This window comes from Luteibacter sp. PvP120, assembly GCF_054055715.1.
Genome location: NZ_JBSRXP010000002.1, coordinates 113,129 through 126,558 on the forward strand (window position 1 = coordinate 113,129; position 13,430 = coordinate 126,558).

At 68.2% G+C, this 13,430-nt stretch carries 14 protein-coding genes; 9 read left to right on the forward strand and 5 right to left on the reverse strand.

The genetic code is table 11. The features are described from left to right. The first annotated feature begins 12 nt into the window (after positions 1–12). The 3 genes from trmB (at position 13) to ACVKN3_RS04415 (ending at position 4,572) form a co-directional block, all read left to right on the forward strand. Complete coding sequence (gene trmB, locus ACVKN3_RS04405) at positions 13–741, forward strand: tRNA (guanosine(46)-N7)-methyltransferase TrmB (protein WP_354513905.1); 729 nt, start codon at positions 13–15, stop codon at positions 739–741. Between the two features lie 95 nt (positions 742–836). Continuing rightward, positions 837–2,570, forward strand: a complete 1,734-nt coding sequence (poxB, locus tag ACVKN3_RS04410; protein WP_354513903.1) for a ubiquinone-dependent pyruvate dehydrogenase — start codon at positions 837–839, stop codon at positions 2,568–2,570. 184 nt (positions 2,571–2,754) lie between these two features. After that, a complete protein-coding gene (locus tag ACVKN3_RS04415) occupies positions 2,755–4,572 on the forward strand; it encodes an SLC13 family permease (RefSeq protein WP_285405299.1) in 1,818 nt (605 codons plus the stop codon). On the opposite strand, the gene ACVKN3_RS04420 is transcribed toward ACVKN3_RS04415, so the two are convergent. Then, the gene (locus tag ACVKN3_RS04420; protein ID WP_285405209.1) at positions 4,559–4,924 is read right to left on the reverse strand and encodes a Rieske (2Fe-2S) protein; all 366 of its coding nucleotides are present in this window, start codon (positions 4,922–4,924) and stop codon (positions 4,559–4,561) included. The genes ACVKN3_RS04415 and ACVKN3_RS04420 overlap by 14 nt on opposite strands. Positions 4,925–5,004: 80 nt before the next feature. Here ACVKN3_RS04420 and ACVKN3_RS04425 point away from each other — a divergent pair, with 80 nt between their 5' ends. The 4 genes from ACVKN3_RS04425 (at position 5,005) to ACVKN3_RS04440 (ending at position 7,627) form a co-directional block, all read left to right on the forward strand. Beyond that, the gene (locus tag ACVKN3_RS04425; RefSeq protein ID WP_354513901.1) at positions 5,005–5,292 is read left to right on the forward strand and encodes a hypothetical protein; all 288 of its coding nucleotides are present in this window, start codon (positions 5,005–5,007) and stop codon (positions 5,290–5,292) included. A gap of 97 nt (positions 5,293–5,389) precedes the next feature. After that, positions 5,390–6,247 carry a methylated-DNA--[protein]-cysteine S-methyltransferase gene (locus ACVKN3_RS04430; protein ID WP_354513900.1) on the forward strand — a complete coding sequence of 286 codons (858 nt, stop codon included), beginning with the start codon at positions 5,390–5,392 and terminating at the stop codon, positions 6,245–6,247. A gap of 92 nt (positions 6,248–6,339) precedes the next feature. Then, on the forward strand, positions 6,340–7,251 hold the full coding sequence (yedA, locus tag ACVKN3_RS04435; protein ID WP_354513898.1) for a drug/metabolite exporter YedA: 912 nt from the start codon (positions 6,340–6,342) through the stop codon (positions 7,249–7,251). Positions 7,252–7,375: 124 nt separating this feature from the next. Next, positions 7,376–7,627 carry a hypothetical protein gene (locus ACVKN3_RS04440; protein ID WP_354513896.1) on the forward strand — a complete coding sequence of 84 codons (252 nt, stop codon included), beginning with the start codon at positions 7,376–7,378 and terminating at the stop codon, positions 7,625–7,627. A 2-nt stretch (positions 7,628–7,629) separates the two neighbouring features. Here the strand turns inward: ACVKN3_RS04440 and ACVKN3_RS04445 are convergent, their stop codons facing one another. The 4 genes from ACVKN3_RS04445 to ACVKN3_RS04460 are packed head-to-tail and all read right to left on the reverse strand — an operon-like array spanning position 7,630 to position 11,928. Continuing rightward, complete coding sequence (locus ACVKN3_RS04445; protein ID WP_354513894.1) at positions 7,630–8,952, reverse strand: ABC transporter permease; 1,323 nt, start codon at positions 8,950–8,952, stop codon at positions 7,630–7,632. A 9-nt stretch (positions 8,953–8,961) separates the two neighbouring features. Continuing rightward, positions 8,962–10,128 carry an ABC transporter permease gene (locus ACVKN3_RS04450; protein WP_354513892.1) on the reverse strand — a complete coding sequence of 389 codons (1,167 nt, stop codon included), beginning with the start codon at positions 10,126–10,128 and terminating at the stop codon, positions 8,962–8,964. A 14-nt stretch (positions 10,129–10,142) separates the two neighbouring features. Next, complete coding sequence (locus tag ACVKN3_RS04455; RefSeq protein WP_354513890.1) at positions 10,143–10,829, reverse strand: ABC transporter ATP-binding protein; 687 nt, start codon at positions 10,827–10,829, stop codon at positions 10,143–10,145. A gap of 19 nt (positions 10,830–10,848) precedes the next feature. Then, complete coding sequence (locus ACVKN3_RS04460) at positions 10,849–11,928, reverse strand: efflux RND transporter periplasmic adaptor subunit (protein ID WP_354513888.1); 1,080 nt, start codon at positions 11,926–11,928, stop codon at positions 10,849–10,851. A 118-nt stretch (positions 11,929–12,046) separates the two neighbouring features. Here ACVKN3_RS04460 and ACVKN3_RS04465 point away from each other — a divergent pair, with 118 nt between their 5' ends. After that, entirely contained in the window at positions 12,047–12,733 is a 687-nt protein-coding gene (locus ACVKN3_RS04465) for a fumarylacetoacetate hydrolase family protein (protein ID WP_354513886.1), read from the forward strand. Positions 12,734–12,841: 108 nt separating this feature from the next. Beyond that, positions 12,842–13,252: a large-conductance mechanosensitive channel protein MscL gene (gene mscL / locus ACVKN3_RS04470; RefSeq protein ID WP_036137856.1), complete on the forward strand. Its 411-nt coding sequence runs from the start codon at positions 12,842–12,844 to the stop codon at positions 13,250–13,252. Positions 13,253–13,430 lie beyond the last annotated feature (178 nt).

Sequence of the window (13,430 nt, forward strand, 5' to 3'; positions counted from 1 at the left end):
TACACTAGGCGCATGCAGACCACCCCCGACGACGACAGCCGCGACGACGCCGCCGGCGACGCCCCCTTTTACCGCCGTATCCGCAGCTTCGTGCTGCGCGAAGGCCGGATGACGCCCGCGCAGCAGCGCGCCTTCGACGACCACTGGGCCCGCTTCGGCCTCGACTACCACGGCAGCGTGCGCGATCCCGGCGACGTCTTCGGGCGCGATGCGCCGCGCGTGCTGGAAATCGGCTTCGGCAACGGCGAGGCGCTGGCCTGGGCCAGCGAGCATGACCCCGCGCGCGACTACATCGGCGTGGAAGTGCACGGGCCGGGTGTCGGCCGCCTGATGAACGTGCTGGCCGCGCGCGACGCGACCAACGTGCGCTTGTATAAGCACGACGCCGTCGAGGTGCTGGAGCACGAGATCCCGCCGGGCAGCCTGTCGGAAGTGCGGATCTGGTTCCCCGATCCCTGGCACAAGAAGCGCCACAACAAGCGTCGCCTGGTGCAGCCGGCGTTCGTGCAGCTGCTGGCCTCGCGCATGGCACCCGGCGGCCTGCTGCATCTGGCCACCGACTGGGAGGCCTACGCCGAGCACATGCGCGAGACGATGGAAGCCGCCGAAGGCTGGCGCAATCGCGTCGGTCCGGGCCAATCCGCCGAGCGGCCCGACTGGCGTATCGAGACCCACTTCGAGCGGCGCGGCACGCGCCTGGGCCACGGCGTATGGGACTACCTCTACGAGTGGCACGGCTGATCGAATGAAACGGCGGCAAGCGGCGGCGCGCCCGACGACGGTGCGTTGACCGTCGAGGGCGCATAACGTGGGGCTTCGCGTTCACGGAGTGCCCCATGTCCATCGCCAACCTTGCCGACCTCATCGCGGCCACCCTGGAAGAAGCCGGCGTACGCCGGATCTACGGCGTCGTAGGCGACAGCCTCAACGCGATCACCGATTCGCTGCGCGAGCGCCAGCGGATCGACTGGGTCCATGTCCGCAACGAAGAAGCCGGCGCGTTCGCCGCCGGTGGCGAAGCGCAGCTCACCGGTGAGCTGGCCGTCTGTGCCGGCAGCTGCGGCCCCGGCAACCTGCACCTGATCAACGGCCTGTTCGACTGCCATCGCTCGCGTACGCCGGTGCTGGCCATCGCCGCACACATTCCCAGTGCCGAGATCGGCAGCGGCTACTTCCAGGAAACCCATCCCACCGAGCTGTTCCGCGAGTGCAGCGTGTACTGCGAGATGGTCTCCGACGAATCGCAGATGCCGCGCGTGCTGGAGTCCGCCATCCGCGCCGCCGTCGGCCAGCGTGGCGTGGCCGTGGTGGTGATCCCGGGCGACGTGGCCATGCGCAAGTCGCCGGTGAAGACCGTGACCCCGGTGGCCGGCCTGCTGCCGCCGTCGCCGAAGGTTGTACCGGCGGCACGCGAGCTGGATGCCCTGGCCGACCTGCTCAACGCGGGCAAGCGCATCACGCTGCTCTGCGGCCGTGGCACGGCAGGCGCGCACGACGACCTGATCGCCCTGGCCGATGCGCTGAAGTCGCCCATCGTGCACGCGCTGGGCGGCAAGGAGTTCGTGGAGTACGACAACCCCTTCGACGTGGGCATGACCGGCCTGATCGGTTTCAGCTCCGGTTTCCACGCGATGGAAGACTGCGACACCCTGCTGATGCTGGGCACGGATTTTCCGTACCGCCAGTTCTACCCGGAAGACGCGACGATCGCGCAGGTGGACATCCGCCCCGAGAACCTCGGACGACGCTGCCGCCTGGACCTGGGCGTGGTGGGCGACGTGGGCGAGACCATCCGCGCCCTGCTGCCACGGATCGAGCCCCGGCGCGTGCGCGGACACCTCGACCGCTGCCTGGCGCACTACGCGCGGGCCCGCGAAGGCCTGGACGAACTGGCCCGGATCGAACCCGGCCACGACCTCATCCACCCGCAGCAGGTGACCCGCCTGGTCAGCGAGCTGGCCGAGGACGATGCCATCTTTACCTGCGATGTCGGCACGCCGACGGTGTGGGCCGCGCGCTACCTGGCGATGAACGGCAAGCGTCGCCTGCTCGGCTCGTGGGTGCACGGCTCGATGGCCAACGCCATGCCACAGGCGATCGGCGCCCAGGCGTCGCATCCCGGGCGGCAGGTGATCTCGCTCTCCGGCGACGGTGGTTTCACCATGTTGATGGGCGACTTCATCACGCTGGCCCAGGAAGGCCTGCCGGTGAAGGTCATCGTGCTCAACAACGGCACGCTGGGCTTCGTCGAGATGGAGATGAAGGCCGCGGGCCTGCTGGAAACCGGCGTGGAGCTGAAGAACCCCGACTTCGCCGCCATGGCCAACGCCATGGGCATCCATGGCCGCCGCGTCGCCCGAGCCAGCGACCTGCCCTCGGCCATCGCCGAGGTGCTGTCGCACGACGGCCCCGCGCTGCTGGACGTGGTCAGCAACCGGCTGGAACTGTCCATGCCGCCGAAGATCACCGCCGAGCAGGCCAAGGGCTTCAGCCTCTACGCGCTGAAGGCGGTGATGAGCGGCCGTGGCGATTCCATCGTGGACCTGGCGGTGAGCAACCTCAGCCGCTGACGATGCACGATGACCCGCGGGCCGCCCCGGCGGCTCGCGGGTCATCGTTTTTCTTCAGCCGGGAGCCACCCCCGACGCGTATACTCTTGCGGCATCGATAGCCGCCTGGCAACACCATGCCACCGCACGCCTCCAACGACCGGACCCGGGCCCCCGGCTCGTGGCACTGACCCTAACGCCTGAAATGATCCTCGTGCTGGGCCTGGTGGGCTTCACCATGCTCATGCTCGTTCTGGAGTGGATCCGGGCCGACCTCGTCGCCCTGCTGGTCGTCGTCACCATCGGCCTCACCGGCCTGATTCCCGGCGATCAGGTGTTCAACGGCTTTGCCGGTAACGCGGTTATCGCCATCATCGCCATCATGATCATGGGCGCCGGCCTGGACCGCGCCGGGGTGCTCAACCTGACGGCCGCCTTCGTGATGCGCATGGCGCGTGGCGTGGAATCGCGCCTGGGCGTGGTGGTCAACTCGGTCACCAGCCTGTTCAGCGCGGTGATCCCCAGTCAGGCGCTGGCCGCGCTGATGATCCCCGTGACCAGCCGGCTGTCGGCCCGCACCGGCGTGCCGATGTCGCGCCTGCTGCTGCCCATGGCCTTCTGCATCCTGACGGCCACCAACACCACGCTGATCGCCAACTCGCCGCTGATCGTGCTGAACGACCTGATCGCCAGCGCCAACAGCAACCTGCCGCCCGGGGCGCACACCATCCCCCGCTTCGGCCTGTTCAGTGTCAGCCCGGTAGGCCTCGTGCTGGCCGTGGTGGGTGTGCTGTTCTTCTACTTCTTCACCCGCAAGCTGCTGCCCGAGCGTGAGGACGAGCGCCTGAAGGTCACGCCCGGCCGCACGGAAAGCTACTTCGCCGACACCTACGGCATCGCGGGCGAAACGGCGGAGCTCACCGTCACGGCGGAAAGCCCGCTGGTGGGCATGAGCATCGGCGAGGTGGAACAACTGCACGGCGCGCCGCTGATCCTGGCCATCAAGAACGGCAACGAGAGCCGCGTGGCGCCGCCTTCCGACCAGATGATCTGGGTGGGCACGGTGCTGGGCGTGCTGGCGCCCAAGGATGCCATCCAGGCGTTCGCCAACAACCAGCTGTGTCGCGTATCCATGCGCATGCGCCAGCTCGGCGAGCAGTTCAACACCACGCGTGCCGGTATTTCGGAGGCGGTGGTGCCGCCCAGCTCACGCTTCATCAAGCAGACCGTAGGCGAGCTGCGCCTGCGCAAGCGCTTCGGCATCTCCGTGCTGGCGGTCAACCGCGGCGACGAGGTGTTCCGCGAAGATGTGCGCGCGGTCAGCCTGCGCGCCGGCGATACCCTGGTGCTGCACAGCAAGTGGCGCGACCTGCTGCTGGCCGAGGAAGACCGCGACTTCGTGGTGGTCACCGACATTCCCAAGGAAGAACAGCGCCCCGGCAAGATCTGGCAGGCGGTAGGCTTCTTCGTGCTGGCCAAGTGCCTGGCGCTGTTCACCCACCTCGACCTGTCGGTGGCCATGATGACCGGCGCCGTGGGCATGCTGCTCACCGGCGTGCTCAATATGGACGAGGCCTACAAGGCGATCAACTGGAAGACCATCTTCGTCACCGCCTGCCTGATCCCGCTGGGCTGGTCGATGGATTCCACCGGCACCGCGTCGTGGCTGGCGCAGGAAGTGCTGGCGATCCTCGGCGGCGCGCCGCAATGGACGCTGCAGCTGTGCATCGCCGTGCTCACCCTGATGTTCTCGCAGGTGATGTCCAACGTCGGCGCCACCGTGATGATGGTGCCGCTGGCGATCAGCGTCGCGGTCAGCACGGGCGGCAACCCATCGGCCTATGCGCTGATCGTCGCGGTGTCGTCGTCCAATACCTTCCTGCTGCCTTCGGGCCACCCCGCCCTGATGATGATCGCGGGCCCCGGCGGCTATCGCGCGAAGGATTTCCTGCGCGTGGGGCTGCCGCTGACGGTACTGGTGCTGGTGATCACCCTGGTGGTGATCAACCTCATGTACCGCTGAGGGGTTTCTCAGCCGCGAGGCGCACCACACCCTCGACCACGGCGACGGGCACGGCACGCAGACGGTCGCCACGGCAGGGGCCCTGGGTGCAGTCGCCGCTGTCGGCCGCAAAGGTGGCGCCGTGCGCCGCGCAGATGATCGTGCCGTTGCGGACCAGGAACCGCCCGGGCGCGTAATCCAGCCGGCGGCCCGCATGGGGGCATACGTTGAGGTAGGCGCGGGCCTCGTCGCCGTGGCGGTAGACCAGCAACGACTCCACCTCGCCCTGCACGAGGGCTTCGGCTTCGACGGCGCCACCATCGGGGATGTCGGCCAGCAGGCAGAGGGGTACGGCGGAGAGGTCGGGAGTCATGGCACTTGTCTATGAGGGTGGGTTGCCCCAAGGTAAAGCGGCAACCACGCATGTCATTGTGCCATACGGATTTTTAACCAATGCGCTTCGTCTTCCCGCCCCTTCGTCGTTCCCGCAACCCACTGGCCCGTGCCCTGTCCGTCGTGGCCGGCCTGGCCGTGCTCGGGGTGCTGCTGGTGTTCGGCGTGGTCGTCATCGGCGTGATGCTTGCCGGTGGCCTGGTCTTCCTGGCCGTCCGCCAGTGGAAGCTGGCTCGTGGCGGCGGGCGCCCCGTGCCGCAACCCTCGGCCACGCGCGCACCGCACGAGCCGAAGGTGCTGGAAGGCGAATTCGTGGTCATCCGCGAGCGCCAGCCGGTTCATCATTAAGGCCGCCCACGCAAGAAGCGGATAGTGCCGGGCGCAGGCCCGCGTCTACGCTGGCCCCTCCTAGCCGGAGGCCACGATTAAAACCCAGGTTCCCGCCATGCGCCCTACCGCCGACGATGCCCTGGAGAGGGTCCGTGCCGCGCTCGATGACGGCGGCGGCGCCAGCGATCTCGCTACCCTGGCCACGCTCGCGGGCCTCAGCCCGACCCACCTGCAGCGCGCCTTCCGCCGCCGCTTCGGTGTCAGCCCCGCGGAATACGCCCGTGCGCGGCGCTTCGACCAACTGCGTGGCGCGCTCCGCGAGGGGGCCAGCGTCACCGATGCCGTCTACGAAGCCGGGTTCGGTTCCGGTAGCCGCGTGTACGAAGAGAGTGACCGACGCCTGGGCATGACTCCGGCCAGTTACCGCGCCGGGGGCGCCGGGGCGGCCATTCGCTACACCACCACGGATACGCCACTGGGACGCCTGCTGGTCGCCACCACGGCGCGCGGCATCTGCGCGGTGACGCTGGGTGCCGACGACGACGCACTGCACGCACGGCTGGTGGCGGAGTTCCCCCTGGCCGAGCACGAGCGCGTCGACGCCGGGCGCGACGACTGGCTCGATGCGGTCATCGCCCGGGTCAGCCGCGACCTGGGCTGGGACCATGGCGACACCCCGGCCATGCCGCCACTGGATGTCGCCGCCACGGCCTTCCAGTGGCGGGTGTGGGAGGCCCTGACGCGCATACCGCAGGGCGAGACGCTGAGCTATGGTGAGCTTGCCGCGCGGCTGGGCGTGCCCAAGGCGGCCCGCGCCATCGGGCGGGCCTGCGGCAGCAACAAGCTGGCGCTGCTGGTGCCCTGCCACCGGATCATCCGCGAAGACGGCAGCCTGGGCGGCTGGCGCTGGGGCCTGGAAATCAAGCGGCAGCTGCTGGCCATCGAACGCGCCGTGAGCACCGCTCAAGCCTGACCTGCAAACGTTTCGCTACCGCGCCGTGCGCCACGGCGATATCTTTCCCGCTCCGCGCCGCACGAGGCGGCGCGTGCCTGCCCGGGTTACCCATGTCCAACGCCGCGTGCCACGCCAACGCTCCCACCCTTCCCCTGGCCGGCCCGCGCTGGCTGGTGCCGCTGTCGTTGCTGTCGATGTACCTGATCTGGGGCTCGACCTACCTGGGCATCCGCTACGCGCTGGTCAGCTACCCGCCGTTCCTGCTGGCGTCGATCCGCTTCGCGGTCGCCGGCGTGCTGATGTTCGCGGTGCTGCGCCTCCGTGGGGTGGCGTTGCCCACCGCCCGCCAGTGGCGCAACGCCGCCATCGTGGGCACGCTGCTGCTCGCCGGCGGCAACGGCCTGGTGTGCTTTGCCGAGCAGTCGGTCAGCTCCGGCATCGCCGCCGTCGCGGTCGCCAGCATGCCGCTGTTCGCGGCCGCCTTCGGTGGCCTCTATCGCGAATGGCCCACGCGTGGCGAGCTGGTCGGCTTGCTGCTCGGCTTCGTCGGCGTCGTGGTGCTCAACCTGGGTGACGGGCTTTCCGCCTCGCCGCTGGGCGCCATCGCCCTGATCGGCGCGGCCATGGCCTGGGCCTTCGGCTCGGTATGGTCCAAGCGCCAGGACATGCCCTCGGGCCCGATGAACACCGCGGCGCAGATGCTCTGTGCCAGCGTCTCGCTGGCGATCCTCGCGCTGCTGCACGGTGAGCACCTGCCCGACCACCCGCAGGTCGGTGCGACGATCGCGCTGGCTTACCTCATCGTGTTCGGCTCGATCGTCGCCTTCAGCGCGTACCTCTACGTGCTCAAGACGGTGCGCCCCGCGCTGGCCACCAGCTACGCCTACGTAAATCCCCCCGTGGCGGTGCTGTTCGGCGCGGCCCTGGCCGGCGAGCATGTCGGTCCGTTCGACCTTGCCGGCATGGCCATCATCCTCGTGGGCGTGGGCATCATTACGCTGATGCGGACACGCAAGGCCTAAGTTTCTCCCCAGCGAATGTGACGCGGTTCTCGGCCTGCGCCTGCGCCCGCATTTTTGAGAATTATTCGATGGGCGGTGCGCGACCGCCCGCCTACGCTGCCCGTTTCACTCACGGGAGAACGGCATGACAGGCAGCCTGGCAACGCGTAACCGGAAAGCGTACCGACGACGCCTGTGCGTCGCGCGCGGTCTCACGGTCATGGGTATCGGCGTGGCGGCCATCGCGTCCTGCCAGCGTTTCCGGCCCGATACCGACCCCATGTATGCCGACCTGGACGCCCGGCTGTCCGACATCGACGCCTGCGATGCGCAGGACGGACGATGGAACCTCGAACGCGATACCTGCGAGGCCGGCGAGGCCACGCCGGCCGACTGAACTCACAGCTCGCGCAGCGCCGTGGTCACCGGCACCCGCGCCGCGCGCAGTGCGGGAAACAGGCCGCCGATGAAGCCGATGGCCAGCGCCCATTTGATGCCCGTCCACAGCAGCGCGCCGCTCACGTGGAAACGAAATACCACCTGGCTGAAATTCGAACCCAGCGTCGAGGCGGTATAGCCGTTGAAGACCAGCCAGACGACGCCGGCGCCGACCAAGCCGCCCAGCAGCGCCAGCAACATCGTCTCCAGCATCACCGACACCACCACCGGCAGCCCGCGGAAACCGATCGCCCGCAACGTCGCTATCTCGCGTGCACGCGCCTGCACGGCGGCAAACATGGTGTTGAGCGCACCGAAGATGGCGCCGATCGCCATGATCAAGCCCACCGTGATGCCGACGGCACGTAGCACCTTGGTCAGGCCTTCGGACTGTTTGCTGAAATAGGCCTGCGTGGTACTGACATCCACCTTCAGTCGCGGATCGGCCGCCAGCGCCTTCTGGAAGGCCGGGAACGCCTGCGGCGAGTCCAGCATCACTGTGACCGACTGCACGCTGCTGCCGCGGCGGTACGCGGAGGCGACGCTTTGCGTATCGCCCCACAGCTCCGATTCCAGCGCGTCATGGGACGCGAACTCGCCGACCACCGTCCATGTCTGGCCGGCCAGACGAATGCTCCTGCCGATATCCAGCCCGGCAAACTGGGCACGCGCGCCCTTGCCCACGATCAGTTCGTGCAAGCCCGGCTGGAACGTGCGTCCCGCGGTGATCTTCACCTGCTCGCGCAGTGCCCACGCATCGGCGCCGACGCCGCGGATGGGCACGTTGGCGTCGGTGCCGGGCGCGGCCTTGCGGGGAAGGTTGGCGACGACGACCAACTCGCCGGAGGCGATCGGCCGGCCCTTCGCGTCCTTCTTCACGCCCGGCGCCTGCATCACCACGTTGGCGCTGTCGTGATCGAGGACGGAGTAGAGCTCCGATTGCGAACCGCCGCGCAGCACGATGGCGGTGCGGTCGTTGCCCGTGGCCCGCAGCGTCTCGGCGAATCCGTCGCTCATCGCCAGCATGGCCACCAGCACGCCGACCACGCCGGCGATACCGACCACCACGACCGATGACGAGCCCAGGCGCTGCACCACGGTGGCCAACCCCACGCGGGTCACCTGCCAGGTCTGCCGGCCGCGTCGACTGAGTGCCATCCACGCCGCGAAGGCGAGGCCCAGTGCCACGATGCCCTGCCAGGGCAACGCGATCCATACGCCGAGGAAGGCGGCGACCAACAGCAGTGTCAGCAGGCCGAAGCCAATTTTCTTGATGCGATTCATGACGGTTCCTCAGCGCCCGGCGAGCGCATCGACGATGTTGAGACGCATGGCGCGGCGGGCGGGCAAGGCGCCGACGAGCGCACCGATCGCCACCATGAGCGCCAGCCCCGTGAGCCAGGTCTGCAAGCCGATGGGCGGCAGATTGAGCATGCCGCCGCTGCCCTTGGCGACGATGGGCACCACGATGCCCGCCAGGGCCAGGCCAAGCATGCCGCCAAGCACCAGCAGCAGGATGCCCTCGGCCAGCACCATGCCGAGCACGCTGCGGCTGGAAAAACCGATGGTCTTGAGCACGGCCAGCTCGCTGGTGCGCTCGCGCACGGCCTGCGCCATGGTGTTGCCGGTCAGCAGGATCAGGGTGAAGAACACCGCGCCCATGATGGCCGAGACGATCAGGCCGATATCGCCCAGCTGCTTGGCGAACGAGGCGTTGAACGCCTGCTCGGTCTGCGTCTTGGTCTCGTGATCGGAGTTGGCGGACAGCGCGTCGATGGCCCTGGCGACACTGTCGGCCTTGTCCGCCGAGGTCAGCTGCACGGCGTACCAGCCCACGGTCGTGCCGACGCTACGGAAGGCGTTGGCGTCCTCGAAATACTTGTGGTGGAAGAAGAACTGCTGATCGGTGCCATTGGCCGCGCCACGGGCCGGCGTGTAGATGCCGACGATATCGAACGGCCAGGTCTTGTCGCCGTTGCGCTGCGGAAAGATGGTCGACTGCAGCGGCACCTTGTCGCCGATCTTCCAGCCGAAGCGCTTCGCCAGGGCCTCGCCCACGATGGCGCCGGTGCGCGTGGCCTCGAACACCTTGCGCTGATCCGCCGGCAGGTCGATCTCGTGGTAGATGTCCAGGTAGTTGTCACTCACCGCGAAGCTGAGCACGACGTTCTTCGGGTCCTGGTAGATGCCCCCGAACCAGTTGGACCCGCCCACGGCTTTTACGCCGGGGATCGTCTGGATACGCGTGGAAAGGCTTGCCGGCAGCGACTGGATGATCGAATAACGCGACGCGGTGATCAGGCGGTCCACGCCGGTTACGCTGTCGCCGGAGGAAAACGCGGCGCGCGTGGCATCCAGCATGCCGAACAGCAGGAAGGCCGCAAGGATCGACGCCAGCGTAAAGAAGGTACGCGTCTTGCGCCGGAACAACGCGGCCCAGATCAGGTGCATGTATTTCATGCGGAGTTCCTCGGTCAGGCCGCGGCGTGATCGACGAGGCTGCCCTTGTCGAGATGCAGCGTATGGTTGGCATACTCGGCGGCCTTCGGATCGTGGGTCACCATCACGATGGTCTTCCCGTGCTCGCGGTTGAGCTCGCGCAGCAGCCCCAGGATGTCCTCGGCGGACTGTCGGTCCAGGTCGCCCGTCGGCTCGTCGCATACCAGTAGCGTGGGATCGGAGACGATCGCGCGGGCGATGGCCACGCGCTGCTGCTGGCCGCCCGAGAGTTCCGACGGCTTGTGCGACGCGCGATCGTCGAGCCCCACCAGTTGCAGGGCGATCGATGCGTTCGTGCGTCGCTGCGCGGCGGTCAGCTTCGTGAGCAACAGCGGCAGCTCGACGTTGCGTTGCGCGGTGAGCATGGGCATGAGGTTGTAGAACTGGAAGACGAAGCCGACGTGCGCCGCGCGCCAGCGGGCCAGCGCACCGGCACCCAGCCGGTCGATCCGCTCCCCGGCCACGGCCAGGCTGCCGGAGGTCGGCGTATCCAGCCCGCCAATCAGGTTCAGCAACGTGGTCTTGCCCGAGCCGGACGGCCCCATCAGGGCGAGGAAATCGCCCTCCTCGATCGTGAGGTTCACGCCGTGCAGCACCTCGACCTTCTGCCGGCCGCGTTCGTAGACCTTGGAAAGGTCCTGGATGTCGATCAGGGTAGTCATGGCAAGGTTCTCCGGACGGTCAGGGCGAGGAAGCGGTGGAGGGAGCGGTGCTGATGGCAGCGGTGGCAGCGACGGGTGTCGCGCGGCGTTCGAGGAAGGAGACGCGCGCACCCATGTCCGGCACGATGCGGGCATCTTTCGTCTCCAGCGCAACGCGCACCTTCACCGTTGCCTTGCCGCGGTCGGCCGCGGGCACGATGGCGATGACATGGGCGCCGATCTTCCAGTCCGGATAGGCATCCAGCACGGCCTCGGCCGGCATGTCAGACCGCACGCGGCCGATATAGGCTTCGTTGACATCGACGTCGATCTCCAGCGAATCCATGTCGACGATGGTGCCGACGCCGGTACGGGTGAAGCCGCCACCGGCCGACAGGGGCGAGACAATCTCGCCGACCTGCGCCGCCTTGTCGGTGATCACCCCATCGAACGGCGCGCGCACCACGGTGTAGTCGAGATTGACCTGGCCCACGCCCACCTGCGCATCGGCCGCGTCGGCCTGGCGGCGTGAGGTGTCGAGCTGGGCGCGATACGTGGCGGCCTGGGTGCGGCTTTGCTCGGCCTGCTGCTTCGACACCAGCCCGCGAGCGACCAGCGCCTCCTGGCGATCCGCGTCACGCAGCGACTGGTCGAGCTGCGCCTGGCTCTGCGCGACGCCGGCGTGCGCCGCGGCGGCCGTGGCACGGCCGGCCTTGAGGCTGGCGCGCAGCGCGTTGTCTTCCAGCCGGGCCAGCACCTGGCCCTTCTTTACCCGGTCGCCTTCCTCGATCAGCACCTCGGTCAACGTGCCGGTGATCTGTGCCGACACCGTCGCCTGGCGACGCGCGGTGACATAGCCGGTGGCCTGCAGCACGGTGCCGACGTCCGCGGCAGAGGACGGCGCCACGGTCGCGGTCGAGGCGGGGGACGGCGCAGGCTGGATTTCGACAGGCCGCCGGGCAACGACGAACCAGGCCACGGCACCGAGGGCGAGCAGCGCCACCACGATGCCGAGCAGCCACCCGACGATACGCGCCGGCTTGCCGTTTTCGCTCCCCGGCGATTCCTTCTGCGACCGGTCGATCTTGAGCTGGCGCAGCAGCTCGGCATTCGCTTTCATGTTCCCTGGCCCCTGGCAATGCGGATCGGCAACACGATCATCCGGCCCGGGTGGCACCCGCACCACTTCCGCCCATCAGCCATCCGCCGTGACATCTGTCACCTGATACCCTTTGCCCATGCCTACCGTCATCCCAGCGCCGGCCTCGCCGAGCATCCCCGTCACGGGGCGCACCGAACGTTTCCCGGTCCGCCGCGTCTTCTGCATCGGCCGCAACTACGCAGACCACGCGCGCGAGATGGGCGCCTCGGTCGATGCCGCCAATCCGATGTTCTTCACCAAGCCCGCGGACGCCCTCGTCACCGACGGCGCCGACGTGCCCTACCCCTCGGCCACGAACGACCTGCACCACGAGGTGGAAATGGTCGTGGCGCTGGGCTCGGGCGGCTCGAACCTCACGACCGAGCAGGCCGCCGCCACGGTCTGGGGCTACGGCGTGGGCCTGGACCTGACCCGCCGCGACCTGCAGGCCCAGGCCAAGGCCAAGGGCGCACCGTGGGACGTCGCCAAGGCCTTCGACCACTCCGCACCGGTCTCCGCCCTGGTGCCCGCCGATCAGGTCTCGCCCGACGCTACCACCCGCATCGCGCTGGAGATCAACGGCGAGCTGCGCCAGCAGGCGATGCTGGGCGAGATGGTGCTGGGCGTGCCCGAGATCCTCGCCGCGCTGTCGAGGCTGTTCGAACTCAAGGCAGGCGACATCGTCTACACCGGCACCCCGGCCGGTGTGGCCGCGCTGGTGCGAGGCGATCGTTTCCGGGCCACACTCGAAGGCATCGCCACGCTGGAAGGCCGGGTGGTCTGAGTCCGCAAGACCGGCGGGTCCGACGCCGCCGGGTGTGACTTCGCGAACTCCTTACATCCCGACCGTTAATTTCTACGTTCGACGTCCCGCCCCCAAGGAGAACCACCCATGAGCATCGTCGCGGAATTCAAGAAATTCGCCCTGCGCGGCAACGTGATCGACCTGGCGGTCGGTGTCGTGATCGGCGCGGCCTTCAGCAAGATCGTCACGTCGCTGGTCGACAACATCATCATGCCGCCCATCGGCTGGCTGATCGGCGGCATCGATTTTTCCGACTGGAAATGGGTGCTCAAACCTGCCGACGCCGCGAACAAGACCGCCGAAGTGGCCATCCAGTACGGCGTGTTCATCAACGTGCTGATCCAGTTCATCATCATCGCGTTCGCCATCTTCCTCGTGGTCAAGGCCATCAACCGCCTCACCCGCCGCGAAGAAGCCAAACCCGCCGCTCCCGCCGCCGACGTGGTGCTGCTCACGGAAATCCGCGACCTGCTCAAGCAGCAACCCCCGCGCGCCTAACCCGCCACCGAGCCTATGCGCGCGCGGTAGGAGCGGACGATGTCCGCGATCCAAGCCCAACGCCACGCACAAAAAAAAGAGGCCGCCAGGTGGGAGCCCGGCGGCCTTATCTGGGGAGATCGTTGCGCCGCAGTAGATGAGTCGGGGGACTCGCGGCGCTTATTGTTGGTATGACCTA

Bases quoted from the DNA above. Each gene is read 5' to 3' on its own strand.
- poxB (WP_354513903.1), top strand. From the start codon at position 837: ATGTCCATCGCCAACCTTGCCGACCTCATCGCGGCCACCCTGGAAGAA.
- ACVKN3_RS04455 (WP_354513890.1), bottom strand. From the start codon at position 10,829: ATGACTACCCTGATCGACATCCAGGACCTTTCCAAGGTCTACGAACGC.
- mscL (WP_036137856.1), top strand. From the start codon at position 12,842: ATGAGCATCGTCGCGGAATTCAAGAAATTCGCCCTGCGCGGCAACGTG.
- ACVKN3_RS04420 (WP_285405209.1), bottom strand. From the start codon at position 4,924: ATGACTCCCGACCTCTCCGCCGTACCCCTCTGCCTGCTGGCCGACATC.
- ACVKN3_RS04430 (WP_354513900.1), top strand. From the start codon at position 5,390: ATGCGCCCTACCGCCGACGATGCCCTGGAGAGGGTCCGTGCCGCGCTC.
- ACVKN3_RS04450 (WP_354513892.1), bottom strand. From the start codon at position 10,128: ATGAAATACATGCACCTGATCTGGGCCGCGTTGTTCCGGCGCAAGACG.
- ACVKN3_RS04445 (WP_354513894.1), bottom strand. From the start codon at position 8,952: ATGAATCGCATCAAGAAAATTGGCTTCGGCCTGCTGACACTGCTGTTG.
- ACVKN3_RS04440 (WP_354513896.1), top strand. From the start codon at position 7,376: ATGACAGGCAGCCTGGCAACGCGTAACCGGAAAGCGTACCGACGACGC.
- trmB (WP_354513905.1), top strand. From the start codon at position 13: ATGCAGACCACCCCCGACGACGACAGCCGCGACGACGCCGCCGGCGAC.
- ACVKN3_RS04460 (WP_354513888.1), bottom strand. From the start codon at position 11,928: ATGAAAGCGAATGCCGAGCTGCTGCGCCAGCTCAAGATCGACCGGTCG.
- ACVKN3_RS04465 (WP_354513886.1), top strand. From the start codon at position 12,047: ATGCCTACCGTCATCCCAGCGCCGGCCTCGCCGAGCATCCCCGTCACG.
- ACVKN3_RS04425 (WP_354513901.1), top strand. From the start codon at position 5,005: ATGCGCTTCGTCTTCCCGCCCCTTCGTCGTTCCCGCAACCCACTGGCC.
- yedA (WP_354513898.1), top strand. From the start codon at position 6,340: ATGTCCAACGCCGCGTGCCACGCCAACGCTCCCACCCTTCCCCTGGCC.
- ACVKN3_RS04415 (WP_285405299.1), top strand. From the start codon at position 2,755: ATGATCCTCGTGCTGGGCCTGGTGGGCTTCACCATGCTCATGCTCGTT.